The organism is Streptomyces sp. NPDC094147, assembly GCF_044764265.1.
Taxonomy (GTDB): domain Bacteria; phylum Actinomycetota; class Actinomycetes; order Streptomycetales; family Streptomycetaceae; genus Streptomyces.
Map to the genome: position 1 here is coordinate 231,806 of NZ_JBIWHT010000009.1, position 22,893 is coordinate 254,698.

Consider the following 22,893-nt stretch of genomic DNA (forward strand, 5'->3'; position numbering starts at 1 on the left):
CGGACTCCCCCTGGGCCCGGCGGGCCGTGAGTCCGTTACTTGGCGCACACCGACTTGTCGGCTTCGACCTTCTGAATGCCCTCCGGTGCCTTGGCCGGAGCGGCGATGGGCGTTCCCGCCTGCTTGAAGTCGGGGCCGAGGGTCAGCACCATGGGCTCCTTGCCCACGGCGTCCTTCGTGCCCGGCTGCAGAGCCGAGGCGGACAGGCCCATCAGATCCGCGAGCTTGCGGGCCTGGTCGGCCTGGTTCGGCGCGTAGGCAAGGACCGTGGCGGGCACCTTGGCCGGCGCGTTGGAGCCGTTGCTCGACTTGAGCACGTTCTCCTGGTTCTGCAGCCAGGTGACCACCGTCCCCGCCGAACCCGCCTCCGCACCGCCGTTGAGCACGTTGACCCGTACGTCGGAGGCCTTGGCCCGCGGGCCGTCGAGGCGGGCGGCCTCCTCGGCGGCGGCCGCGCTCTTGGCGTCCGCCTCCTTCTTCTTGACCTCGGTCAGCGAGGTGTCGGCGCGCAGCATCGCGAACAGCCCGTCGGCCTTCGTCGGGTCGGGCACGACCGTGACGTGCACCTTCTTCTCCGCCGGATTGTCGATGACCGGCAGCGTGGTGAAGGTGATGTTCTTCGCGTCGATCTTGCCGAGCACCTGGGCGAGGTCGGTCAGCTTCTTGATGCTGCCTATTCCGGAGTCGACCGTGAGCGCCTTGGTCGCGGCGTCCGCGAGACCGTACATCTTGGTCGGGCTGCTCAGGGTGTCGTCCGACTTCATCTGACGGATCATCGAGCCGAGGAACTGCTGCTGCTGCTTGATCCGGTCGAGGTCGCTCTCGTTGCCGAAGCTGTGCCGGGTCCGTACGAACGCCAGCGCCTGCTCGCCCTTGACGACGCTCTGGCCGGCCGGGAGCTTCAGATGCGACTTGGGGTCGTTCACCGGCTTGGCGAGGCAGACCTTGACGCCGCCGACGGCCGTGGACAGCTCCTTGACGGCGTTGAAGTCCGCCATCATGAAGTGGTCGACGTTGAGCCCGGTGAGCTGTTTGACCGTACGCATGGTGCAGCCCGGGTCACGGCCCTCCTGGCCGAGGCTGGTGTTGAACCGCACGTTCTTCTCGGCCCGGACGGTCTTGGTGGAGCCGTCCTTCTGCTTCGTCGGGCAGGCGGGGATGTCGGTGACCATGTCGCGGGGGATGGACATCGCGGTCGCGTTGGTGCGGTCCGCCGAGACGTGGAAGAGGATGTTGGTGTCGGCGTGGCCCTCGCTGCCCGCGTCGCCGTAACCCTCGTTGCCCTTGCCGACCCGCTTGTCGGTGCCGATCACGAGGATGTTGAACGCCCCGTCCGGGATGGTGCTCCTGCTGCCCGCGTCACCGACGTCGACGGTGTTCAGGTTGCCGTTGAAGTGCTGGTAGAGCCAGTAGGCACCGCCCGCGCCGACGACGAGGACGAACCCCATCACCCCGCCCGTCCACAGCAGCACCTTCTTCTTGCGGGTCGCCCTGGGCCTGCGCTTGCGGCGGCCCAGGGCATCGGCGGAATCCTCCGGGGACTTGCCGGACCGGCGGTTGCGCTGTCCCGGCACCTCGCGGCGCCCGGGACGGCCGGTTCCTCTGCTGGATGCGGTGTCCGTGGCCGAGCGGGAGGGGGTGGGACCCGACTGCGTACCGGAAGGATTCAGTCGCAATTCGTAATTGCCGGTCTCCGGGTTGAGGACCCACTGGTCGGCGGGGTCGAACTCGTCCGCCCGCCCACGGCTCTGCGCATCCACGGTCGCTTCTGTCCTCCGTCGGTGCCGAGTCGCTTCCCCCAAAGCGCTCAATCATTCGCTCCTGCAGTGCGCGGCCCACTGGCCGCTCGCACCGGATCGCGTCACACTATCTGGCCAGTTCAGCCAAGAGCGACGCCGTGACACATTCCACGCCCTTACAACCGGGCATTTGGCCTCAATTTGCGGACAGGCACGGGCTTTTCACCGATCCGCTGCCTTTCGCATCCGCTATCCGCACACGCGGGAGGCCGCGGTGGTCCCGGTATACGCGGGCGGGGCCGACGGGCTCGGCGAGGGGTCCGGGTCGTCGGGCTTGTCGTCGCCGGAGCCGGCCCCGCCCTTGTTGCTCGCCTTCGCCTTCTCCACGGCCGCGGCGGCCACCCGGACCGGCAGATCCTCCCGCAACTGCTTGAACAGCCGGTCCGCGTCCGGCTGTACGAGCTCGTCGCGGTTCTGGTCGTACGCGTAGGGCTGACGCGGAACGGTGAGGAACCGCACGTTCTCCGCCGCGATGCCGCGCATCGAACGCACCAACTCGTACAGGTCCCGCAGGGTGTTCAGACCGGGATCCGTGGTGATCGACTTGGTCGCCGCGTCCAGGACCGGGTACAGCCGGGCCGGGTTGAGCAGCACGCCGTTGCTCTGCACCTTCTTCACCAGCGAGCCGAGGAACTGCTGCTGGCGGTCCATGCGTTGGGTGTCGCTGCCGTCGCCGATGCCGTGCCGGGAGCGGACGAAGCCGAGCGCCTGCTCGCCGTGGAGCAACTGGCGGCCGGCGGGGAGCTTCACCTGGGCCCGCTGGTCGTCGACCGGTTCCTTCAAACACACCTCGACGCCGTCCACCGCGTCGACCATGTCCTTGAACCCGCTGAAGTCGACCACCATGTGGTGATCGACGCGGACGCCGGTCAGCTTCTCGACGGTACGGATCGAGCAGGCCGCGCCGCCGAACTCGAACGCCCAGTTGAACTGGGCGAATTGCTCCTTGGTGCGGGTGCCGTCCGGCTTGCCGCAGCCGGGGATGTCCACCATCAGGTCGCGCGGCAGCGAGACGGCGGTGGCGCTGCGCCGGTCGGCGGCCAGGTGCAGCAGGATCGTGGTGTCCGAGCGCTGGCTGCCGCCGTCGTCCCTGCCGTACCCGGCGTTGCTGCCCGCGCGCGAGTCCGAGCCGATGAGCAGCAGGTTCTGCGCGCCGCGCACGACGGAGGCGGGCCGCTCCCGCTCGTAGACCTCCAGCTCGTGCGCCGCGGAGGTGTCGGTGTGGATGTTGCCGTCGAGCTTTTCGTAGAACCACCAGCCGGTGCCGGCCGCGGCGAGGACGACGAAGGAGAGGCCGAGCGCGGTCCAACGCAGCCAGTGGCGGCCGCCCTTGGCGCCCGCGGCCGCGGGTCCGGCGTCCGGCCCGGTGCCGCGCTCCGGCGCGGCCTCCGCCTCCGGCCCGCTGTCGGTGTCCGGCGGTGGCTGCCCGTCCCCGGCCCGGTGCTCCGGTTCGGGGGGAGTGCCAGCACTGTCGGTCACGTCGGCGTCCATCCTTCACGGCCATCACGGGTCGGCGGCGCGCCGGTCCGCCGGGCACCCCGGTGGACGACCGCATCGCGCGTGGTTGTGCGTACGGTCGATCATGTACCGGGGTGGGCGGCGGGGCCCGGGGACTCGGCCTTCAGTGGGCCACAAGGGTGGAGATCGGCACGGCTCCTACAGCGAGCGGTGGGTCACCCGCTCGCTCTCGGCCCGCTTCTGGAGCCCGCCGTCGGCCAGTTGGGCCAGGTTGCGGCACAGGACGACCGAGCCCCCCGAGGCGAGCGGCGCGTACAGCCCGTCGGCAAGCCCGCGCCAGCTGTCGTACGAGAGCGCCGAGAGCAGCCTCGAACCGGCGCCGAGACCGAGGTCCAGGGCCTCCGCGCGGGCCCGCGCGACGAGTTCGGCGGCGCTTGCCCCGACTCCGTCGACGGTGAGCGCGGGGGCGTCCGGATCGACGGGCGCGTACGGCGCGAACCGGTCGCCCTGACTCGGCACCTCCACGGCGTAGTCCACGAAGCCCGCGGGCGGCTGCGGGAAGCGGCCGCCGAGCGGGCGCAGCGCGAGCGCCACCCGCTCGCCGGTGCAGGCGCGGGCCTCCTCCAGCGTGTCGGGGCCGCTGACCACGAGGTCGGCCGCGGCCGGGTCGCCGCCGATCTCGACGGCCACGCCCACCGAGTGGCAGGCCATCAGCCACACCGCGCTCTGCCAGTGCGCGGGCAGCAGCAGCGCGAGCCGGTCGCCGGGCGAGGCGGCGAGATCGCCCTGGAGCAGATTCGCTGTCTTGGCCACCCAATTGGCGAAGGTGGCGACGGACAGTTCCACGCGCTCGCCGGTGGCGTCGTCGTAGAAGGTGATGAAGGGGCGGCCCGGGTCCGCGGCGAGCGCGGATCGCAGCAGGTCGGCAGGGGTGCGGTCGCTGGCGTTCACACGGGCAAGGCTACGGGGCGCCTCCGGGGCCCACCGGCACCGGTGGGCCGGCGGCGTACACCGGTTTGGCCGACGGCCCGTCAGCTCAGCTATGGACAGATTTGTACGAGTATGTCCACGATCGTCAGCATGCGTAACTTCCTTGCGTCTTCGATCGGTGCCGCCACCGCCGCGGCCCTCGCCCTCCCTCTGACGACCACGGCGCCGGCTGCGGCGGCACCCGCCGCAGCCGAACCCGCAGGCTCCACCCAGTCGCTGCCGCTGGCCCCGCTGCCCGGCGCGGACCGCTCGGCGGGCGGCGCCGCCCAAGAGGGCCTGGCGCAACGGGAAGTGCGGCCGTTCTCCCTGGTCGGAGTGGTCTGGGACGACGCCCAGGACGAACTGCACGGCAGCGTCCAGGTCCGCACCCGGGCCCGCGCCGACGATGCCTGGTCGAGCTGGCAGGACCTGGAGACCCACAACCACGACCACGCGGCCGACCCGGGCACCGCCGAGGCCGCGGGCCCCCTGCACGGCTCCACCGCCCCTTTGTGGGTCGGCGACTCGAACGCCGTCGAGGCACGCGTACGAGCCGAACCCGCCGAAGGCGAACCGGGTGCCGCCCCGCTCCCCAAGGGCCTGCGACTGGACCTCGTCGACCCCGGCGCGGGACCCGCCGCGGGCGAGCAGGACGAGAACTCCCGCGGGGCGCAGGCTCCCACGGTGCTGCCCGCGCTCGACAAGGCGGCGAGCGAGGCCGAGGCGGCGGAAATGTCCGCGGAGCCCGGCACCGCACCCCAGGCCCGCCCGTACGTCGGCGCGCGGCCGCGCATCATCACCCGCAGGGGCTGGGGCGCCGACGAGCGGCTGCGCGAACGCGGCTTCGTCTACACCAACACCGTCAAGGTCGCCTTCGTCCACCACACCGATTCAGGCAACGGATACAGCTGCGGCCAGTCGGCGTCCGTCCTGCGCAGTATTTACCGCTACCACGTCAAGAGCAGCGGCTGGCGGGACATCGGCTACAACTTCGCCGTCGACAAGTGCGGAAACATCTACGAAGGCCGCGCCGGGGGTGTGGCCAAGCCCGTCATGGGGGCGCACACTCTCGGTTTCAACACCAACAGCACGGGCATCGCGGTGCTTGGAACGTACAACAACACCAACCCGTCGGCCGCCGCCCTCAAGGCCATTGAACGGCTCTCGGCCTGGAAGCTCGGTCTGTACGGAGTGAACCCGGCCGGCCGGAGCACGCTGATCTCGGGCGGCGGCAACCGGTACAAGAAGGGACGCAGCGTCAGATTCAACGCCATCGCCGGTCACCGCGACGGATTCGCGACCGACTGCCCGGGGGCGCGGCTGTACAGCAGGCTCGGCACGGCCCGCATCGCCGCGGCGCACTACCAGGGCCGGCGCTGACCGGGCCGCATGAGCGTCCGGACAGTCTGCATACACTGGCCGGCCGGGAGTTCCGCCGGAACGCGACGGAATCCGAAGGCCGGCCCCAGCAGGAAGCAGAGACGACAGGTGACAGAAGCGATCCTCCTGGTCGGCGGCAAGGGCAGCAGGCTGCGTCCGCTCACGGTGAACACGCCCAAGCCGATGGTTCCGGCGGCCGGCGTCCCGTTCCTCACCCACCAACTGGCCCGTGCCCACGCGGCGGGCGTCGACCACATCGTCCTGGCCACCTCCTACCTGGCCGAGGTGTTCGAGCCGTACTTCGGTGACGGCTCCGCGCTCGGCCTCAGCATCGAGTACGTGACGGAGGACGAGCCGCTCGGCACCGGCGGCGCCATACGCAACGTCGCGTCCCGGTTGCGCTCGGGACCGGACGACCCGGTTCTGATCTTCAACGGCGACATCCTGACGGGCCTGGACATCGGGGCCCTGGTGTCGACCCACACCTCATCCGGCGCGGACGTCTCCCTGCACCTCACCCGGGTCGAGGACCCGAGGGCGTTCGGCCTGGTCCCCACGGATCCGTCCGGGCGGGTCACGGCGTTCCTGGAGAAGCCGCAGACCCCCGAGGAGATCGTCACCGACCAGATCAACGCGGGGGCGTACGTGTTCCGCCGCTCGGTCATCGACAGCATCCCGGCGGGCCGGCCGGTCTCGGTGGAGCGGGAGACCTTCCCCGGTCTGCTGGCCGAGGGCGCCCATCTCCAGGGCATGGTCGATTCGACGTACTGGCTGGACCTCGGCACCCCGCAGGCGTTCGTCCGCGGCTCGGCCGACCTCGTGCTCGGCCGCGCCCCCTCCCCGGCCGTCCCCGGCCGCTGCGGCGACCGCCTCGTCCTGCCGACGGCGACGGTCGCGCCCGACGCGAAGCTGACGGGCGGCACGGTGGTGGGCCACGGCGCGGTGGTCGGCGAGGGCGCCCGGATCACGGGCAGCACGATCCTGTCCGACGCGGTGATCGAACCGGGCGCGGTGATCACGGACTCGCTGGTCGGGGCCGGGGCGCGGATCGGGGCGCGTACGGTCCTGTGCGGGGCGGTCATCGGGGACGGCGCGGTCGTGGGAGCGGACAACGAGCTCCGCGAGGGCGTACGCGTGTGGTGCGAGGCGCAGCTCCCGCCCGGAGCACTCCGCTTCTCCTCCGACCAGTGAGGCCGGCCACCCCGCACCGGGGGCGCCGCCCGCGGACCCCCGCTCCTCCAAGGCCGTAGAGGCTGGTTTCGCCCCACAGCGGGAAGGGGCGGGGGTGGGGAACGGGACCCCGTACCCTCGAAGGGTGGCAGGACGATTCACCCCCCGTACCCCCGACGGCCCGCGCGGCGTCCCCGCGCCCCGGGCGGCCGGACGGACACGGACCTGGACCCCGCCCGGCCCGCTCGACCTCTCCCTCGTGCTGGGCCCCCTCAGACGCGGCCCCGCCGACCCCACCTACCGCACCACCCCCGACGGCGCGGTGTGGCGCGCCTCGCGGACCCCGGCCGGCCCCGCGACGCTGAGGGTCGCCGCGCGCGACGGCTCCGCGCACGCCGAGGCGTGGGGGCCGGGCGCGCAGTGGATGCTCGACCAACTCCCGGCGATGCTGGGGGAGTTGGACGACCCGGACGCCTTCGAGCCCCGCCACCGCCTCGTCGCCGAGACGCACCGCGCCCGCCCCGGCCTGCGCCTGACCCGTACCGGTCTGGTCCTGGAGTCCCTGATCCCGTCCGTCCTGGAGCAGAAGGTCACCACGGACGAGGCCTACCGCGCCTGGCGGCTCCTGGTGCGCAAGTACGGGGAGCCCGCCCCGGGCGCGCCCGAGGGCATGCACGTCATGCCCGACCCCCGGACCTGGGCGCTGATCCCGTCCTGGGAGTGGCACCGCGCCGGGGTCGACTCCAAGAGGTCGGCCACCATCCTGCGCGCGGTGCGGGTGGCCCGCCGGATGGAGGAGGCGGCGACGATGACCCCGCAGGCCGCCGCCGAACGCCTCCACCTCATCCCCGGCATCGGCCCCTGGACGTCCGCCGAAACCCTCCAACGAGCCATCGGCGCCGCCGACTTGGTGACGGTCGGCGATCTCCATCTGCCCGGCATCATCGGCCACGCCCTCGCGGGCAACCGCCACGCCGACGACACCGAGATGCTGGCCCTCCTGGAGCCCTACGCGGGCCAACGCCACCGAGCCACCCGCCTGATCCTGCTCAGCGGCCACACCCCGCCCCGCCGCGCCCCGCGCCTGCAGCCGCGCAACATCGCGGCGCTGTAGGCGCGTTGAGGGCCGGTGCCCGACCCCTCAGCGCACCTCGATGAACCCCGAAGCCTCCCGGGTCGGGCGTTCCTTGGGGGGTTCCGCCGGGCGGCCCACCGCGATCGCGCCCATGGGGTCCCAACTCTCGGGCAGGTCAAGGGTGTTGCGTACGACGTCGCGGCAGAACATCGTCGAGGACACCCAGGCCGAGCCCAGGCGTTCGCCTGCCAGCGCCACCAGGAAGTTCTGGACGCCCGCGCCCGCCGCGACCATGAACATCTCGCGTTCGGCGCCGTCGCGGCGGGCGTCGCCGTAGGTGTGCGCGCCGTCCATCACCAGGCAGGGGACGACCAAGTACGGTGCGGCGCGCAGGACTTCGCCTCGTTTCACGCGCCGCGCGATGGACTCCTCGGACTTGCCGTCGCGGCGCAGGTCCTCGATCCAGGCGTCCCGCATCGCGTCGAGCAGCCGGGTGCGCGCGTGCTCCGATTCGAGCAGCACGAAGCGCCAGGGCGTGGTGTGGTGTGGGGCGGGTGCGGTCAGCGCCGCCGCCACCGCGCGCCGCACGGCGCCCGGGTCGACGGGGTCGGCGGTGAAGGCCCGTACCGTACGCCGCTGGGTGACCGCTTCCCGTACCGCCTCCGAGGTGCCGAGGCGGAACATGTCGTCCGCCGCGGCGCGGACCAGCTCGCGGGCCGAGCCCTCGCCCGCGAGGTGCGTCAGGCCCCGGACCACGGCGACCGGGAGACCGCCGGCCTTGCCCTTCACCAGGTCGCCCGCGGCGGCCAGTTCGTCGGCGAGCGCGACCACCGTCGCGCTCAGCGGGTTGCCGTACGCGTCCGTACCGCCGCGCAGATCGTCCAGGACCCGTACGCCGCTCGCGCCGATCGCCACGTCGCTGAGGCCGCTGCGCCACGGCCGCCCGAAGGTGTCCGTGACGATCACGCCGACCTCGACGCCGAGCGCATCGCGCAGCCCCGCGCGGATCGCGGCGGCCGAGGCGTCCGGGTCCTCGGGCAGCAACAGCACCGTTCCGGCCGGGGTGTTGGAGGCGTCGACGCCCGCCGCCGCCATGACCAGGCCCTGCCGGTTCTCGACGATGCGCAGGGTGCCGCGCCGGGCGACGACCCGCACCGTCTCCGCGTCTATGGCCGCCTCGCGGTCGGTGGCCTCGGTGATGCGGCCCTCCGCCTTGGAGACGATCTTCGAGGTGACCAGCAGGATGTCGCCGTCGGCGAGATCGGGCGAGGCCGCCGCGATCAGCTTCGCGAGGTCGTCACCGGCCTGCACCTCCGGCAGCCCCGGGACCGCCCACACGTGGAAGGAGGACGGGCTCACGCGCGGACCTCCTCGGCCAGTGCCAGCGCCTCGCGGGCCATCGCCGCCGTCGCGTCCAGGCCCGTCATCATCAGCGGCACGGCACGGCAGCGGATGCCCGCCTCCTCGACGCGGGCGACCGAGGCGGCGTCCACCGTGTCGAGCAGCCAGCCGTCGAGCAGCCCCGAGCCGTAGTGCTCGGCGACCGCCGCGGCCGTGGACTCCACGCCGACCGCCGCGAGCACCTTGTCGGCCATGCCGCGCACCGGCGCGTCGCCGACGATGGGGGACAGGCCGACCACCGGCACGCCCGCCTCCGCGATCGCCTCGCGGATACCGGGCACGGCGAGGATCGTGCCGACCGAGACGACCGGGTTGGACGGCGGGAAGAGGATCACGTCGGCCGCGGCGATCGCTTCCAGGACGCCCGGCGCGGGCTTGGCCTGCTCGGCGCCGACCGGGACGACGGCCTGCGCGTCCACCGACGCGCGCAGCTTCACCCAGTACTCCTGGAAGTGGATCGCCCTGCGCTCCCCGTCCACGTCGACGGCGACATGGGTCTCGACCCGGTCGTCGGACATCGGGATCAGGCGGACGCCGGGCTGCCAGCGGGCGCACAGCGCCTCGGTGACCGCGCTCAGCGAATAGCCCGCGCCGAGCATCTGCGTACGGACGATGTGGGTCGCGAAGTCGCGGTCGCCGAGCCCGAACCACTCGGGCCCCACGCCGTACGCCGCGAGCTCCTCCTTGACGGTGAAGGACTCGTCGGTACGCCCCCAGCCCTGCTCCTCGTTGATGCCACCGCCCAGGGTGTACATCACGGTGTCGAGGTCGGGGCAGACCTTCAGGCCGAACAGATGGATGTCGTCACCGGTGTTGCCGATGACGGTGATGTCCGCGTCGGGGGCTGCGGACTTCAGACCACGGAGGAAGCGGGCACCACCGATGCCGCCTGCCAGAACCACAATGCGCATGCACAGCAGTCTCTCAGGCGGGTACGACATCCTGGGTCGCCGGGGAGCACTGGCTGCTGTGCATGGGCATGTTGGTCAGGCCCGGGTAGTAGACGTGCAGGCTGACGGCCGGTTCGAGGGAGTCGTTGACGACCTCGTGGACGTAGCCCGGCGCGAAGACCCGCTGGGACCCTGTGGTCAGGTTCCGTACGCCGCGTTCGGTGCGCTCGGTCAACTCGCCGTCCAGGACGGTCAGTACGCCCGAGGAGCGGCCGTGGTCGTGGGCGCCGCTGCCCTGGCCGGGCACCCAGGACAGCAGCCAGACCTCGTAGCCGGGCCCCGTGCGCAGACGGTGGTACCAGCGCGAGGTGGCGTCGTACTGGATCAGGTGGGCCCACTGGGAGCGGTCGTCGGCGATGGAGCGGGCGAGTCCGGCGAACTCGGCGACCGTCACGGGGTGCGGGCGCGCGGGCTGGAGGAGGTGCTGGACCTCAAGGATGTCGCCGGCGATCTGGAGGTCGCTGTGGCTGCTGTTCATGGTGCGGGGGTTCCTCGGCAGAAGTGCTGGGGTGTCGCAGATGAGGTGTCTCGCGGAGACGGCGGCCGCCCGGAGCGGACGCGTGGCGTCTCAGGGGAGGCGGGGGGAGAAGCTGGATCGCACGTGAAAGAGGTGCGGGATCAACAGCTGGAACAGCAACAGCGCGCCTGGACAGCGCTGCGGAACCCACGGATGTGGGTCGCTCGGTGCGCTGTGGTCACGGACATGCGTTCCAGGAGACCGGGTCGGCCGGGGCGTTGTCAACCCAATGCCCGATTTGGCGGCAATGTTTCACCTCATCCGGTTACTGCGTCCGGAGAAAGGTTTGTGCACTCACGGGGCGGGAGATGTGGCGCAGCAACTGTGCAACCAAACGCCGTTGCCTTCTCGTGATCCGAATGTGATCCGGGCCGCTTTCCGGGCCCCGGGCGCAACAAGATCAACACTCGCCTCGTCCTCCTCTGTGGTCGCAGTCGGACGGGGGTCGAGTGGACGGCTACGGAAAGGCATCGGAGTGGGGCAGTGTCAGGTGTCACGTTTTTACCGATTTGAACACTTTCCGCATAGCCTTGGTTCCCCAGAGTGAATACGGGACCCAATAGCAGATCTCGGCTTGACTCGCCCGGATCCACGCACTTGTAATTTCACTCGTGTCGTTCAGCCGGATTCGGTAACGGCAACATCACGGGGCAGTAAAGACAGACGAGGGGCGCACATGACCGAGCTGTTTCAGGAACTGCTGGTCGACGAGGCCGAAGAGGAGCTCGGCTGGCAGGAACGGGCACTCTGCGCCCAGACCGACCCCGAATCCTTCTTCCCCGAGAAGGGCGGCTCCACCAGGGAGGCCAAGAAGGTCTGCCTCGCCTGCGAAGTGCGCTCCGAATGCCTTGAGTACGCCCTCGCCAACGACGAGCGGTTCGGCATCTGGGGCGGCCTGTCCGAGCGCGAGCGCCGCCGCCTGAAGAAGGCCGCCGTCTGACCCCCGGCGACCTCCCCCGGGCGCCCAAACCGCCCAACTCCGTACACAACCAACGGTCCGTCCCCTGCGCCCCGTCCGCAGGCGGCGGACCGTTTGGGCGGCAGCCGTTAGTGTGGGGCGCTGTCCACGGCACTCCGGTCACGTCAGAGCCCGTCTCGCACCACCGGCCGCGCCGACCGCAGTCAGCACAGCAGCCTTCCGGGGCGGAGGGGCCCGTACCTCGATGTCCGTGCACAGTCAGTCGACGGCCCCGTACGAGGCGGCCGCGACTCCCGAATTCCCCCGACACGTCGTCACCGCCGTCCTCGTCTCGCACGACGGCGCGCGCTGGCTCCCCGACGTGCTGGCCGGACTCCTCGGCCAGGAACGCCCCGTACAGAACGCGTACGCCGCCGACACCGGCAGCGCCGACGACTCCGCCCGCCTGGTCGCCGAGGCGCTCGGCGCCGAACGCGTCCTGCACCTGGCCCGCCGCACCGGCTTCGGCGCCGCCGTCGAGGAGGCCGCCCGCACCGCACCGGTGCTCGGCCCCGAGGAACTGGCCTATCTGAAGCGCCCCAGCGGCTGGGACCCCGTCTCGCGCAGCTGGCGCGACGACAGCTACGACCTGCCCGAACTCCCGCACGGCGAGCCCCTGCAGTGGCTCTGGCTGCTCCACGACGACTGCGCGCCCGCGCCCGACGCGCTCGCCGAACTGCTCCGCGTCGCCGACGCCAACCCGCACGCCGCGATCGTCGGCCCCAAGCTGCGCGGCTGGTACGACCGCAAGCAGCTCCTGGAAGTCGGCGTCTCCATCGCCCACAGCGGGCGCCGCTGGACCGGCCTGGACCGGCGCGAGCAGGACCAGGGCCAGCACGACCAGGTCCGCCCCGTGCTGTCCGTGTCGTCGGCGGGCATGCTGATCCGCCGCGACGTGTGGGACGAGCTCGGCGGCTTCGACCGCAGGCTGCCCCTGATGCGCGACGACGTCGACCTGTGCTGGCGCGCGCACAGTGCGGGCCACACCGTCCTGGTCGCCCCCGACGCCGTGGTCCGCCACGCGGAGGCGGCCGCCCGCGAACGCCGCACCGTCGACTGCGCGGGCCGCTCCGCCGTCGACCCGCACCGGGTCGACAAGGCCGGCGCCGTCTACACCATGCTCGTCAACTCGCGGCCCGCGCTGCTCCCCTACGTCCTGCTGCGCATCGTGATCGGCACGCTCCTGCGGACCGTCGCCTATCTGGTGGGCAAGGTCCCCGGCCAGGCCATGGACGAGGTCATGGGCCTCTTCGGCACCCTGCTGCGCCCCGGGCGGATCCTCGCCGGGCGGCGCGCCCGCGGCCGGAGCGGCATCGAGGCGAGCGAGCTGCGGCCGCTGTTCCCGCCGCCCGGCGCCACCATCCGCGCCACCGTCGAATCCGTCGCGAGCAGCCTCGGCGCCGGCAGCGAGGACTCCGGCGGCTCCCGGCACGGCGTCGTGGAGTCCGGACCCGGCGGCGACGACGCCGACTTCCTGGAGATCGAGCAGTTCGCCCGCCTGAAGAAGATCGCCCGCAAGCCGGCGCCGGTCCTCTTCGCGCTGCTCCTGATCGTCTCGCTGGTCGCCTGCCGCAACCTGCTCAGCGGCGGCGCGCTCATGGGCGGTGCCCTGCTGCCCGCCCCAGGGGCCGTCGGCGACCTGTGGAGCCGGTACGCGGACGCCTGGCACCCCATCGGCACCGGCGGCACCCAGACCGCACCGCCCTACCTCGCGATCATCGCGGCGCTCTCCGCGCTCTGCTTCGGCTCGACCGGCTTCGCCCTGACCCTCCTGCTGGTCTGCTCGGTCCCGCTGGCCGGACTCACCGCCTACTTCGCCTCGCGCCCGCTCGTCCACTCCCGCCAGCTGCGCGCCTGGGCGGCCGTCGCCTACGCCTTCCTGCCCGCCGCCACCGGCGCGCTCGCCGCCGGCCGGCTCGGCACCGCGGTCCTCGCGATCCTGCTGCCGCTGATCGCCCGCGCCGGAGTGTCGGCCGCCGGGTTCCGCGGCGACGGCGCCCGCGGCAGCTGGCGCGCCACCTGGACGTACGCGCTGCTCCTGACCATCGCCATGGCGTTCACGCCGCTCGTCTGGCCGATCGCGGTGCTGCTCGGCGTCGGCGTGCTCGCGCTGCGCCGGGGCGACATCACGGCGTACGGGACGCGCTTCCTGGCCGCCGTCGGCACCCCGCTCCTCATGCTCGCGCCCTGGTCGCTCTCCCTGCTCACGAGCCCGTCCGGCTTCCTGAAGGAGCCGGGCCTCGCCTACGGGAACGGCTCGGCCGGCGCGCTCGACCTGCTCGGCGCCAGCCCCGGCGGGCCGAAGACGGTCGGCGGGCTGCTGCTCATCGGCTTCGTCGCGGCGGCGCTCGCGGCCCTGCTCCGCACCGAGCGCGCCTTCGCGATCCGCGCCGCCTGGGCGGTCGCGCTCACCGGATTCCTCTTCGCGGTCCTGTCCAACCGCAGCGCCTGGGCGGGACCGGCGACCCTGGTGTACGGGCTGGCGCTGATCGCCGCGGCCGTGCTCGGCGCCGAGCACGGCCGGACCCGGGTCGCCGGGCACGGCTTCGGCTGGCGCCAGCCGGTCGCCGCGCTGATCGCGCTCGCGGCCGCCGTCGGCCCGCTGTACTCCGCCGCCCACTGGATGATCGGCGGCGCCGACGGCCCGCTGGGACGCCGCGATCCCGCGCAGGTGCCGGCGTTCGTCGCCGAGGAGAGCGGCACCCGCGACCAGGCCCGCACCCTGGTCCTCGGCGGCACCTCGCCCGCCAAGGTCGCGTACACGCTGGTACGGGGCTCGGGCGGGCAGCTCGGCGACGCCGAACTCGCCGCGTCCGGCGGCGATGACGCCCGGCTCGGCAAGGTCGTCTCCAACCTCGTCGCGGGCTCCGGCGCCGACCAGTCGAGCCAGCTCAGCGGCTTCGCCGTGCGCTATGTGCTGGTCCGCGACGGGGCGCCCCGCGAGTTCGCGCGCACCCTGGACTCGACGCCCGGACTCAGCCGGCTCAGCCAGCTCGACGGCAGCGCGCTGTGGCGGGTGGACCGCCAGGTCGCCCGCGCCGTGATCGTCCCGGCGAAGGGCGGCGAGACGCTGCCGGTCGCCGCCGACCCCGTCGACATCCACACCAAGATCCCGGCGGGCGAGGCGGGCCGCGTGCTGCGGATCGCCGACCGGGCCGCCCCCGGCTGGACCGCCACCCTCGACGGCAAGGCCCTCAAGAAGACCACCGTCGACGGCTGGGCCCAGGGCTTCGAACTGCCCGCCGACGCCGGGAAGCTCGACCTCACCTACGACACCCCGTTCACCCGCACCGGGTGGGTCTGGGCCCAGGCGGCCCTCGCGGTCGTCCTGCTCGTGCTCGCCCTGCCGGGCCGCCGCCGCGAGTTCGACGACGACCTGCCCGAACCGGAGGAGGCGGCCCCGGCGGCCGTCCCCGCGCAGCCGGTCGCGGGCGAGGGCCGCCGGGCCCGCAGGCTGCGCGCCCAGGCGGAGGCGGAGGCCCCCGCCGACGAGCAGAGCGCCCGCCTCGCCGAGGTGCCGCAGCAGCCGTCGTACGACGACTGGGGCACGCCGCAGTACGCCGCCTCCCCGGCCGCCGCCGACCAGCCGCAGCACGACCCGCAGCAGTACGACCCGTACCAGCAGCAGTACCCGGGCTACCAGCCCGCCCAGTACCCCGAGGGCCAGTACGCCGACGGCCAGTACGGGCAGGCCTCGTACCCCGAGGGCCAGTACCCGGGCGCCCAGTATCCCGAAGTACCGCACGCCGAGGGCCAGTTCACCCAGGGCTCGCACCCGGGTACCCCGTACCCCGAAGTCCAGCACTCCGAAGTCCCGTACCCCGACGGCCAGTTCACCGCTGGGCAGGCGGGATCGGCCGCTGACGGGCAGTACGCGGCAGGGCACGGCCAGGGGCACTACCCCGGCGACCCCTACCAGCAGCCCCAGGCCCAACCGCTGCCGCCGGACGGCCAGTACGACCCGTACGGCTACGGATACCCGCCCGAGCAGCCCGAGCAGCAGCCGCACCGCCCCGACGGGAGCCAGCAGTGAAGCGCACCACCCTCTCCCTCGCCGCGGGGGCCGTCGCGCTCGCCGCGCTGACCGGCTTCGCCTCGCTCACCGCGCCGGCCCCCCCGGCCCAGGCCGGCGCCAAGTCCCCGGCACGGCAACCCGTCGAACGCTCCAGCCTGCTCTGCCCGGCACCCAGCAACTCCGACCTCGCCCAGACGACGTACACGGCGTTCACGCCGAAGGGCGACTCCGGAGGGAAGCCGGGCACGGCGACGCTGACCCCGGCGGTGCCGCCGCCCGCCGACGCCGGTGTGCCCAGCCCCTCCTCCTCGCCCGACAAGGGCAAGGGCGGCAAGGACAAGAAGGCGGCCGACAAGCCCGCCTCCGACAAGCCGGTCATCACCCTCAAGGAGCCGGGCAGGCCGGTCGCCGCCACCGTGTCCGGCGCCGACGCACCCGCCCTCACCGGCTCCGCCGACGGAGCGCTCGCGCCGGGCTGGGCCGCCCAGCAGACCACCCAGATCACCGGCGGCACCGGGCGCGCCCTGCTCGGGACCAACTGCATCGCGCCGGACGCCGAGTTCTGGTTCCCCGGCGCGTCCACGGCCAAGGACCGCCAGGACTACGTCCATCTCACCAACCCGGACGACACCGCGGCCGTCGCCGACATCGAGCTCTTCGGCAAGGACGGCGTCATCAAGGCCGACATCGGTCAGGGGATCACGGTCCCCGCGAAATCGAGCGTGCCTGTTCTCCTCTCCACTCTGACCGGCACGGTGGCCGACGACCTGACGGTGCACGTCACCACCCGGGCGGGCCGGGTCGGCGCGCTCGTCCAGGCCACCGACGCGAAGGCGGGCGCGGACTGGCTGCCCGCCTCGGCGGACGCGGCCCCCTCCCAGGTGCTTCCGGGCATCCCGGGCGACGCCACCGACGTACGGCTGATCGTCCATGCCAAGGGCGCGAACGACGCGGACCTCAACGTGAAGCTGGCGAGCAAGGGAGGCAGCTTCACCCCGGCGGGACTCGACACCGTCCACGTGAAGTCGGGGATGACGGCGTCGTTTGATTTGAAGAACGTCACGAGGGGCGACGCGGGTTCCCTTCTGCTCACCCCGGTTTCGGACGGTGGCACTCCGGTTGTCGCCGCGCTGCGCGTGGTCCGCGGCACCGGCGACAAGCAGGAGATCGGCTTCATTCCGGCGACCGCGCCGGTCGGCACCCGCGCGACGGTCACCGACAACCGCGACAAGGCGGCCACCCTCGCGCTGACGGCGACGGGCACCAAGGACGCCACGGTGAAGGTCACCTCCTCCGCGGGCACCGAGGGCGGCGAGCCGCAGTCCAAGACGTACACCGTGAAGGCCGGTACGACCCTCGCCGTCGACCCGCCCGCCCCGACCGGCCTCAAGGGCTCGTACGCACTGACGGTGGAGCCGGATCCCAGCGGCGGCCCGGTCTACGCGGCGCGCACGCTGGCGATCACGCAGGACGGCGTCCCGATGTTCACGGTGCAGACCCTGTCCGACGACAGGGGCACGGTCGCCATGCCGACGGCGGCCCAGGACCTCTCGGTCCTGGAGAAGTAGGAGGCTCGGGGGATCCGGACGTCAGTCCTGCCCGTACCGCGGGTCGACCGACTCCGGTGCCAGGCCCAGGAGTTCGGCGACCTGCTCGACCACGACCTCGTGGACGAGCAGGGCGCGCTCGTCCCGGTTCTTGGTGCGGATCTCGACCGGCCTGCGGTAGACCAGGATCCGGGCGGGCCGGTCCTTGCCGGCCGGGACGGCGCGGCCGAGCGGCACCGCCTCGTCGCTCCAGGCCGCGGAATCCCCGCCGTCGTCCCCCGTACCGGGGAAATCCTTGAACGGCACGTCGGTGACCAGGAACTCGACCTCGGCCAGCTGCGGCCAGCGCCGCTCCAGGCGCTCCACGGAGTCGAGCACGAGGTCGCGGAAGGTCTCCGCCCTGCTGGCCGAGAGCGGTACCTGGGGCGGTGCCACGGGCCCGCGCATGCCGCGGCCGTGCCGGTCGCGGCGGCGGGGCCCCGAACGGGAGCCAGTACCTTCGGCTGAGCTGGAGCTGTCCATCACTGACGCAGCGTAGCCCTCCGGACCCGGTGGCGATCGCGGCGACAGCCTCGGAGACCGCATGTCGCCGGATGACCATTTCGGACATGCATGAGAGCGATTACCGGCCCGCCCCGGACCGTGGATTTCGCGTTGTTTGACCGTAATCTTCCCAAGTGGCGGTCGCCAGAAGGCCGGTCACTGCCCGTGGTCCCCTGTTCCCGTGCAGGTCAGCGCAGTTGCCCAGGAGGCCGCTGTGCCCGAGCTCACACCGCGACACGGTGGAGTGACCTGGTGGAGAGTCGTCGCGGCCCGGTCAAGAGTGCGGTACCGTCCAACGTCGTGAGCCCTGTACGTCGCTGTTCGCGCACCGCGTGCGGCCGCCCTGCCGTCGCGACACTGACGTACGTCTACGCGGACTCGACCGCAGTTCTCGGTCCGCTCGCCACCTACGCCGAACCCCACTGTTACGACCTGTGCGCCGAGCACAGCGAACGCCTGACCGCGCCCCGCGGCTGGGAGGTCGTCCGGCTGACCGACGGCTCCGCCCCGGCCCGCCCCAGCGGCGACGATCTGGAAGCGCTCGCCAACGCGGTCCGGGAAGCGGCCAGGCCCCAGGAGCGCGCCGGCGAGGCGGGCGGAGCCCGCGCGGCCGACCCGATGGAGGTCGCGCGCCGCGGCCATCTGCGCGTGCTGCGCTCGCCCGAATCCTGATCCCTCGCCCCGCCGCCTCCGCCAACCCCCGGGTGTTCCGGCCGAGTTGCCACAGTCGCCTCCCGGTCCACCGAAGCTGTGGCTGCCGCACAGGCGGCGGCGGGTAGTTTGGGACCCCGGTCGGCGTCCCGCGGAGGGCGCCGTCGACGACATCAGGGAAGGTTGGGCCGTGGCTGCTGATCTGTCGCAGATCGTGAAGGCGTACGACGTCCGCGGAGTGGTGCCGGATCAGTGGGACGAGTCCCTTGCCGAACTGTTCGGCGCCGCCTTCGTCACCGTCACGCGGGCGAACGCCATCGTCGTCGGCCACGACATGCGGCCCTCGTCACCCGGGCTCTCGGCGGCCTTCGCGCGCGGCGCGGCCGCCCTGGGCGCCGACGTCACGCTGATCGGCCTGTGCTCCACCGACCAGCTGTACTACGCCTCCGGCGCCCTGGACCTGCCGGGCGCGATGTTCACCGCCTCGCACAACCCGGCCCAGTACAACGGCATCAAGATGTGCCGGGCCGGCGCGGCGCCGGTCGGCCAGGACACCGGCCTCGCCGAGATCCGCGAACTGGCCGAGCGGTGGTCCGAGCAGGGCGCCCCGGCTCCGGCGGCGACCGCGGGCACGATCGGCGGGCGCGAGACGTTGACCGACTACGCGGCCCATCTGAAGTCCCTCGTCGACCTCCGCTCCATCCGCCCCCTGAAGGTCGTGGTCGACGCGGGCAACGGCATGGGCGGCCACACCGTGCCCACCGTGTTCGACGGCCTGCCGCTCGACCTGGTCCCGATGTACTTCGAGCTGGACGGCACCTTCCCCAACCACGAGGCCAACCCGCTCGACCCGGCCAACATCGTGGACCTCCAGGCCCGCGTGCTCGCCGAGGGCGCGGACCTCGGCCTCGCCTTCGACGGCGACGCCGACCGCTGCTTCGTCGTGGACGAGCGGGGCGAGCCGGTCTCGCCCTCCGCGATCACCGCCCTGGTCGCGGCCCGCGAGCTCGCCCGGCACCCCGGCGGCACCGTGATCCACAACCTGATCACCTCCTGGTCCGTCCCCGAGGTGGTCCGCGAGAACGGCGGCACCCCGGTCCGCACCCGGGTCGGCCACTCCTTCATCAAGCAGGAGATGGCGGCCACCGGGGCGATCTTCGGCGGCGAGCACTCCGCGCACTACTACTTCGCCGACTTCTGGAACGCGGACACCGGCATGCTGGCCGCGCTCCACGTCCTGGCCGCGCTCGGCGGCCAGGAGAGCACCCTCTCCGCCCTGGTGGCCCAGTACGACCGCTACACGGGCTCGGGCGAGATCAACTCCACGGTCGGCGACCAGGCCGCCCGCGCGGCCGCGGTCCGCGCCGCCTACGAGGGCCGCGACGGCCTCACCCTGGACGAGCTCGACGGCCTGACCGTCACCGCCGAGGACTGGTGGTTCAACCTCCGCGCCTCCAACACCGAACCCCTGCTGCGGCTGAACGTCGAGGCGAGGGACGAACCGACGATGGCGAAGGTCCGCGACGAGGTCCTGGCGATCGTACGAGGCTGACGAGCCACCCGCCCCGGGCCGAGGCCCCGCCCGCCCCGGGGCCACGCCGCTCTCGGGCCACCCCCGGACCCCCGCTCCCCAACACGGTCGTGCATCCGCTCCCTTCACCGGGCACGCACCCCGCGCACCCCGGCGGTAGGCTGACCTGGCCCAACCCGTGCGCGCCCGTACGCGCACCAGAACGAAGAACGCCGAAGGGAATCCCATGCCGCTAGAAGCCGGCCTCCTTGAGATCCTCGCCTGCCCGGCCTGCCACGCCCCGCTCCGCGACGCGACCTCGGCGGACGAGCCCGAGCTGATCTGCACCGGCAAGGACTGCCAGCTGGCCTACCCCGTGCGTGACGGCATCCCGGTCCTCCTGGTGGACGAGGCCCGCCGCCCCGCCTGACAGGGTGCACACCCGCCCCGCGCACGCCCGGTAACCCGCCAAGTAGAGCCGGAGGCCGACCCCCATGCTCGACGAGTCGCTGCTCGACGCACCGGACGCCCTCGCCAGGGCCGACCGCCGTGGACTGCTGCGCGGAGCCGCGGAGGCGGGCGCCCGCGTCCGCACCGCGGCCCGCCACGCCGCCGAGGCCGGTATCGCGGAGCTGAAACCGGAGGGCCGGCCCCGGTCCGTACTGATCGCCGGCCCCGGCACCGCCGCGGCCGGAGTGGCCGACCTGATCACCGCGCTCGCGGGCGCCTCGGCGCCGGTCACCCGTCTGGAATCCAGCGGGGTCGCGCCCGCCGCGGGCGCCCTGCGGTGGAGCCTGCCGGGCTGGGCGGGCTCGGTCGACCTGCTGCTCATCACCACCACCGACGGCACCGAACCCGGCCTCGCCCTCCTCGCCGAGCAGGCGTACCGCCGGGGCTGCAACGTCGTGGCGGTCGCCCCGCAGCGCTCCCCGCTCGCGGAGGCCGTGGACGGGGTGCACGGACTTGTCGTGCCGATGGCGTCGGCCCCCTTCGAACCCGACGAGGCCGAGCCGTCGGCCGCCAGCCCCAGCGCCCTGTGGTCCCTGTTCACCCCGCTGCTCGCGCTCCTCGACCGGGTCGGCCTGCTCAGCGCGCCCCCGGAGACCATCGAGAAGGTCGCCGCCCGCCTGGACCGCACCGCCGAACGCTGCGGGCCGGCGATCGCCACGTACAGCAACCCCGCCAAGACGCTCGCCGCCGAGCTCTCCGAGTCGCTGCCGCTGATCTGGACGGAAGGGGTGGGCGCGGCCCCCACCGGGCGCCGGTTCGCCGCCGTACTCGCCGAGTTGTCGGGCCACCCGGCGCTCGCCGCCGAACTCCCCGAGGCGCTGCCCGCCCACGGCGTGCTGCTTGCGGGCTCCCTCGCGGCCGGTGCCGACCCCGAGGACTTCTTCCGCGACCGCGTCGACGAGCCGGAACGGCTGCACGCCCGGGTCGTCCTGCTGCGCGACCGGCCCGCTGGAGGCCTCTCCGCAGCTCCCGCCGCCCGTGAACTCGCGCTGAGCCACGACACCCCGATCAGCGAAATCGAACCCGAGGAGGGCAGCGAGCTCGAATGCCTCGCCGAGCTCCTCGCCATCACCGACTTCGCGACGGTGTACCTGACGATCGCCCTGACCTGACCTGACCTGACCCGGCCGCGCGGCGGGCGCGGCCCCGCCCCTCCCGCCGGGAACCTTTCCTCGACCCCTTCCTCGAACCCTTCCTGGATCTCCCCGGAAGCCGGAAGCCGAAAGAGAACACAGGACTCATGGACCGTCTCACCAACACCATCCGTCCCTACGCCTGGGGCTCCACCACCCTCATCCCCGAGCTCCTCGGGACCGCCCCCACCGGCGAGCCCCAGGCCGAGATGTGGATGGGCGCCCACCCGGGAGCCCCCTCCCGGCTGGACCGGGGCACAGGGGCGACATCGTTGTCAGAGGTGATCGCGGCCGACCCGGCGGGGGAGCTGGGCCGCGCCGCCGTGGCCCGGTTCGGCCCCCGCCTCCCCTTCCTCCTCAAGCTCCTCGCGGCCGGCGCCCCTCTCTCCCTCCAGGTCCACCCCGACCTCGCGCGGGCGAAGCAGGGGTACGAGGCCGAGGAGCGGGCCGGGGTCCCCATCGACGCCCCGCACCGCAACTACAAGGACGCCAACCACAAGCCCGAACTGATCTGCGCGCTCACGCCGTTCGAGGGCCTGTGCGGTTTCAGCACCCCGGACGAGGCGTCAAGGATCCTCGCGGTGCTGGGAGTCGACTCGCTCAAGCCGTACGTCGACCTGCTGCGCGCCCACCCCGTCGACGCGGCCCTGCGCGAGGTACTCACCGCCGTACTGACCGCCGACCGCGACGAGATGGCGGCGACGGTGACCGAGACGGCCGCCGCCTGCGAACGCGTGGGGGGCGCGCAGTACACCGCGTACGCCTCTCTCGCGCACCACTTCCCCGGCGACCCGGGTGTCATCGCGGCGATGCTCCTCAACTACGTCCAACTCCAGCCCGGCGAGGCCCTGTTCCTCGGTGCGGGCGTCCCGCACGCCTACCTCGGCGGCATGGGCGTGGAGATCATGGCCAATTCCGACAACGTCCTTCGCTGCGGCCTGACGCCCAAACACGTCGACGTCCCCGAACTGCTCCGGGTCGTACGCTTCGAGCCGACCGACCCCGGCGTGCTGCGCCCCGAGGCGTCGGCGACGGGGGAGGAGCTGTACGAGACCCCGATCGACGAGTTCCGCCTGTCGCGTTTCGTACGGGCCGAAGGCGCGGCCCCGACCCAACTGACGGCCGCCACCCCGCAGATCGTCCTCTGCACGGCGGGCAGCCCCTCGATCGGGGGATTGACACTGGCGCCCGGCGAATCCGTATTCGTACCGGCCGAGGAGACGGCGGAACTGTCCGGCAGCGGAACGGTCTTCCGCGCCACGGTGGTTGCCTGATGTAACAATGTGCCGCCGCCGGGGATCCGGCGC

At 72.8% G+C, this 22,893-nt stretch carries 18 protein-coding genes; 11 read left to right on the top strand and 7 right to left on the bottom strand.

From position 1 onward, the window contains the following. Window positions 1-35: 35 nt before the first annotated feature. From ACIQ8J_RS16995 to ACIQ8J_RS17005, 3 genes are all read right to left on the bottom strand, one after another. Window positions 36-1,760, bottom strand: coding sequence for an LCP family protein (locus ACIQ8J_RS16995; protein WP_403271604.1), 1,725 nt, complete (start codon window positions 1,758-1,760; stop codon window positions 36-38). Between the two features lie 228 nt (window positions 1,761-1,988). Next, window positions 1,989-3,278, bottom strand: coding sequence for an LCP family protein (locus tag ACIQ8J_RS17000; RefSeq protein ID WP_403271606.1), 1,290 nt, complete (start codon window positions 3,276-3,278; stop codon window positions 1,989-1,991). A 177-nt stretch (window positions 3,279-3,455) separates the two neighbouring features. Next, window positions 3,456-4,208, bottom strand: coding sequence for a TIGR03089 family protein (locus tag ACIQ8J_RS17005; protein WP_403271608.1), 753 nt, complete (start codon window positions 4,206-4,208; stop codon window positions 3,456-3,458). A gap of 129 nt (window positions 4,209-4,337) precedes the next feature. Between ACIQ8J_RS17005 and ACIQ8J_RS17010 the strand changes: the two genes are divergently transcribed. The 3 genes from ACIQ8J_RS17010 (at window position 4,338) to ACIQ8J_RS17020 (ending at window position 7,890) form a co-directional block, all read left to right on the top strand. Then, window positions 4,338-5,606, top strand: coding sequence for a peptidoglycan recognition protein (locus tag ACIQ8J_RS17010; RefSeq protein ID WP_403271610.1), 1,269 nt, complete (start codon window positions 4,338-4,340; stop codon window positions 5,604-5,606). 108 nt (window positions 5,607-5,714) lie between these two features. Further along, window positions 5,715-6,797: a sugar phosphate nucleotidyltransferase gene (locus ACIQ8J_RS17015; protein ID WP_403271612.1), complete on the top strand. Its 1,083-nt coding sequence runs from the start codon at window positions 5,715-5,717 to the stop codon at window positions 6,795-6,797. A 124-nt stretch (window positions 6,798-6,921) separates the two neighbouring features. Further along, window positions 6,922-7,890: a DNA-3-methyladenine glycosylase family protein gene (locus ACIQ8J_RS17020; protein WP_403271614.1), complete on the top strand. Its 969-nt coding sequence runs from the start codon at window positions 6,922-6,924 to the stop codon at window positions 7,888-7,890. Between the two features lie 27 nt (window positions 7,891-7,917). Here ACIQ8J_RS17020 and ACIQ8J_RS17025 read toward each other — a convergent pair whose 3' ends face one another. From ACIQ8J_RS17025 to ACIQ8J_RS17035, 3 genes are read right to left on the bottom strand one after another with little or no spacing between them, the layout of a single operon-like run. Next, on the bottom strand, window positions 7,918-9,210 hold the full coding sequence (locus ACIQ8J_RS17025; protein ID WP_403271616.1) for a coenzyme F420-0:L-glutamate ligase: 1,293 nt from the start codon (window positions 9,208-9,210) through the stop codon (window positions 7,918-7,920). Continuing rightward, a complete protein-coding gene (cofD, locus tag ACIQ8J_RS17030) occupies window positions 9,207-10,163 on the bottom strand; it encodes a 2-phospho-L-lactate transferase (RefSeq protein ID WP_403271618.1) in 957 nt (318 codons plus the stop codon). Before cofD ends, ACIQ8J_RS17025 begins: the two co-directional genes overlap by 4 nt. Window positions 10,164-10,176: 13 nt before the next feature. Next, window positions 10,177-10,680 carry a cysteine dioxygenase gene (locus ACIQ8J_RS17035; protein WP_403271620.1) on the bottom strand — a complete coding sequence of 168 codons (504 nt, stop codon included), beginning with the start codon at window positions 10,678-10,680 and terminating at the stop codon, window positions 10,177-10,179. Window positions 10,681-11,395: 715 nt separating this feature from the next. Here ACIQ8J_RS17035 and ACIQ8J_RS17040 point away from each other — a divergent pair. From ACIQ8J_RS17040 to ACIQ8J_RS17050, 3 genes are all read left to right on the top strand, one after another. Then, on the top strand, window positions 11,396-11,659 hold the full coding sequence (locus ACIQ8J_RS17040; protein ID WP_053723761.1) for a WhiB family transcriptional regulator: 264 nt from the start codon (window positions 11,396-11,398) through the stop codon (window positions 11,657-11,659). A 223-nt stretch (window positions 11,660-11,882) separates the two neighbouring features. Next, complete coding sequence (locus ACIQ8J_RS17045; protein WP_403271622.1) at window positions 11,883-15,710, top strand: glycosyltransferase; 3,828 nt, start codon at window positions 11,883-11,885, stop codon at window positions 15,708-15,710. Beyond that, window positions 15,707-17,260 carry a DUF5719 family protein gene (locus ACIQ8J_RS17050; protein WP_403271624.1) on the top strand — a complete coding sequence of 518 codons (1,554 nt, stop codon included), beginning with the start codon at window positions 15,707-15,709 and terminating at the stop codon, window positions 17,258-17,260. The genes ACIQ8J_RS17045 and ACIQ8J_RS17050 overlap by 4 nt, the downstream gene beginning before the upstream one ends. 21 nt (window positions 17,261-17,281) lie before the next feature. Here the strand turns inward: ACIQ8J_RS17050 and ACIQ8J_RS17055 are convergent, their stop codons facing one another. Next, window positions 17,282-17,761 carry a metallopeptidase family protein gene (locus tag ACIQ8J_RS17055; protein WP_403271678.1) on the bottom strand — a complete coding sequence of 160 codons (480 nt, stop codon included), beginning with the start codon at window positions 17,759-17,761 and terminating at the stop codon, window positions 17,282-17,284. 273 nt (window positions 17,762-18,034) lie between these two features. Here ACIQ8J_RS17055 and ACIQ8J_RS17060 point away from each other — a divergent pair, with 273 nt between their 5' ends. From ACIQ8J_RS17060 to manA, 5 genes are all read left to right on the top strand, one after another. Further along, entirely contained in the window at window positions 18,035-18,454 is a 420-nt protein-coding gene (locus ACIQ8J_RS17060; protein WP_403271626.1) for a DUF3499 domain-containing protein, read from the top strand. A gap of 169 nt (window positions 18,455-18,623) precedes the next feature. Beyond that, window positions 18,624-19,985: a phosphomannomutase/phosphoglucomutase gene (locus ACIQ8J_RS17065; protein WP_403271628.1), complete on the top strand. Its 1,362-nt coding sequence runs from the start codon at window positions 18,624-18,626 to the stop codon at window positions 19,983-19,985. A 205-nt stretch (window positions 19,986-20,190) separates the two neighbouring features. Continuing rightward, window positions 20,191-20,373 (top strand): Trm112 family protein, encoded by a 183-nt coding sequence (locus tag ACIQ8J_RS17070; protein ID WP_403271630.1) that lies wholly within the window; start codon window positions 20,191-20,193, stop codon window positions 20,371-20,373. A gap of 64 nt (window positions 20,374-20,437) precedes the next feature. Beyond that, window positions 20,438-21,565 (top strand): SIS domain-containing protein, encoded by a 1,128-nt coding sequence (locus ACIQ8J_RS17075; RefSeq protein ID WP_403271632.1) that lies wholly within the window; start codon window positions 20,438-20,440, stop codon window positions 21,563-21,565. Between the two features lie 128 nt (window positions 21,566-21,693). Next, on the top strand, window positions 21,694-22,860 hold the full coding sequence (gene manA / locus ACIQ8J_RS17080; RefSeq protein WP_403271634.1) for a mannose-6-phosphate isomerase, class I: 1,167 nt from the start codon (window positions 21,694-21,696) through the stop codon (window positions 22,858-22,860). The last annotated feature ends 33 nt before the right edge of the window (window positions 22,861-22,893 follow it).

What these genes read in the sequence shown, in the direction of transcription:
- ACIQ8J_RS17010 (WP_403271610.1), top strand. Translation starts at nt 4,338, where the DNA reads ATGCGTAACTTCCTTGCGTCTTCGATCGGTGCCGCCACCGCCGCGGCC.
- ACIQ8J_RS17045 (WP_403271622.1), top strand. Translation starts at nt 11,883, where the DNA reads ATGTCCGTGCACAGTCAGTCGACGGCCCCGTACGAGGCGGCCGCGACT.
- ACIQ8J_RS17075 (WP_403271632.1), top strand. Translation starts at nt 20,438, where the DNA reads ATGCTCGACGAGTCGCTGCTCGACGCACCGGACGCCCTCGCCAGGGCC.
- cofD (WP_403271618.1), bottom strand. Translation starts at nt 10,163, where the DNA reads ATGCGCATTGTGGTTCTGGCAGGCGGCATCGGTGGTGCCCGCTTCCTC.
- ACIQ8J_RS17035 (WP_403271620.1), bottom strand. Translation starts at nt 10,680, where the DNA reads ATGAACAGCAGCCACAGCGACCTCCAGATCGCCGGCGACATCCTTGAG.
- ACIQ8J_RS17070 (WP_403271630.1), top strand. Translation starts at nt 20,191, where the DNA reads ATGCCGCTAGAAGCCGGCCTCCTTGAGATCCTCGCCTGCCCGGCCTGC.
- manA (WP_403271634.1), top strand. Translation starts at nt 21,694, where the DNA reads ATGGACCGTCTCACCAACACCATCCGTCCCTACGCCTGGGGCTCCACC.
- ACIQ8J_RS17040 (WP_053723761.1), top strand. Translation starts at nt 11,396, where the DNA reads ATGACCGAGCTGTTTCAGGAACTGCTGGTCGACGAGGCCGAAGAGGAG.
- ACIQ8J_RS17055 (WP_403271678.1), bottom strand. Translation starts at nt 17,761, where the DNA reads ATGGACAGCTCCAGCTCAGCCGAAGGTACTGGCTCCCGTTCGGGGCCC.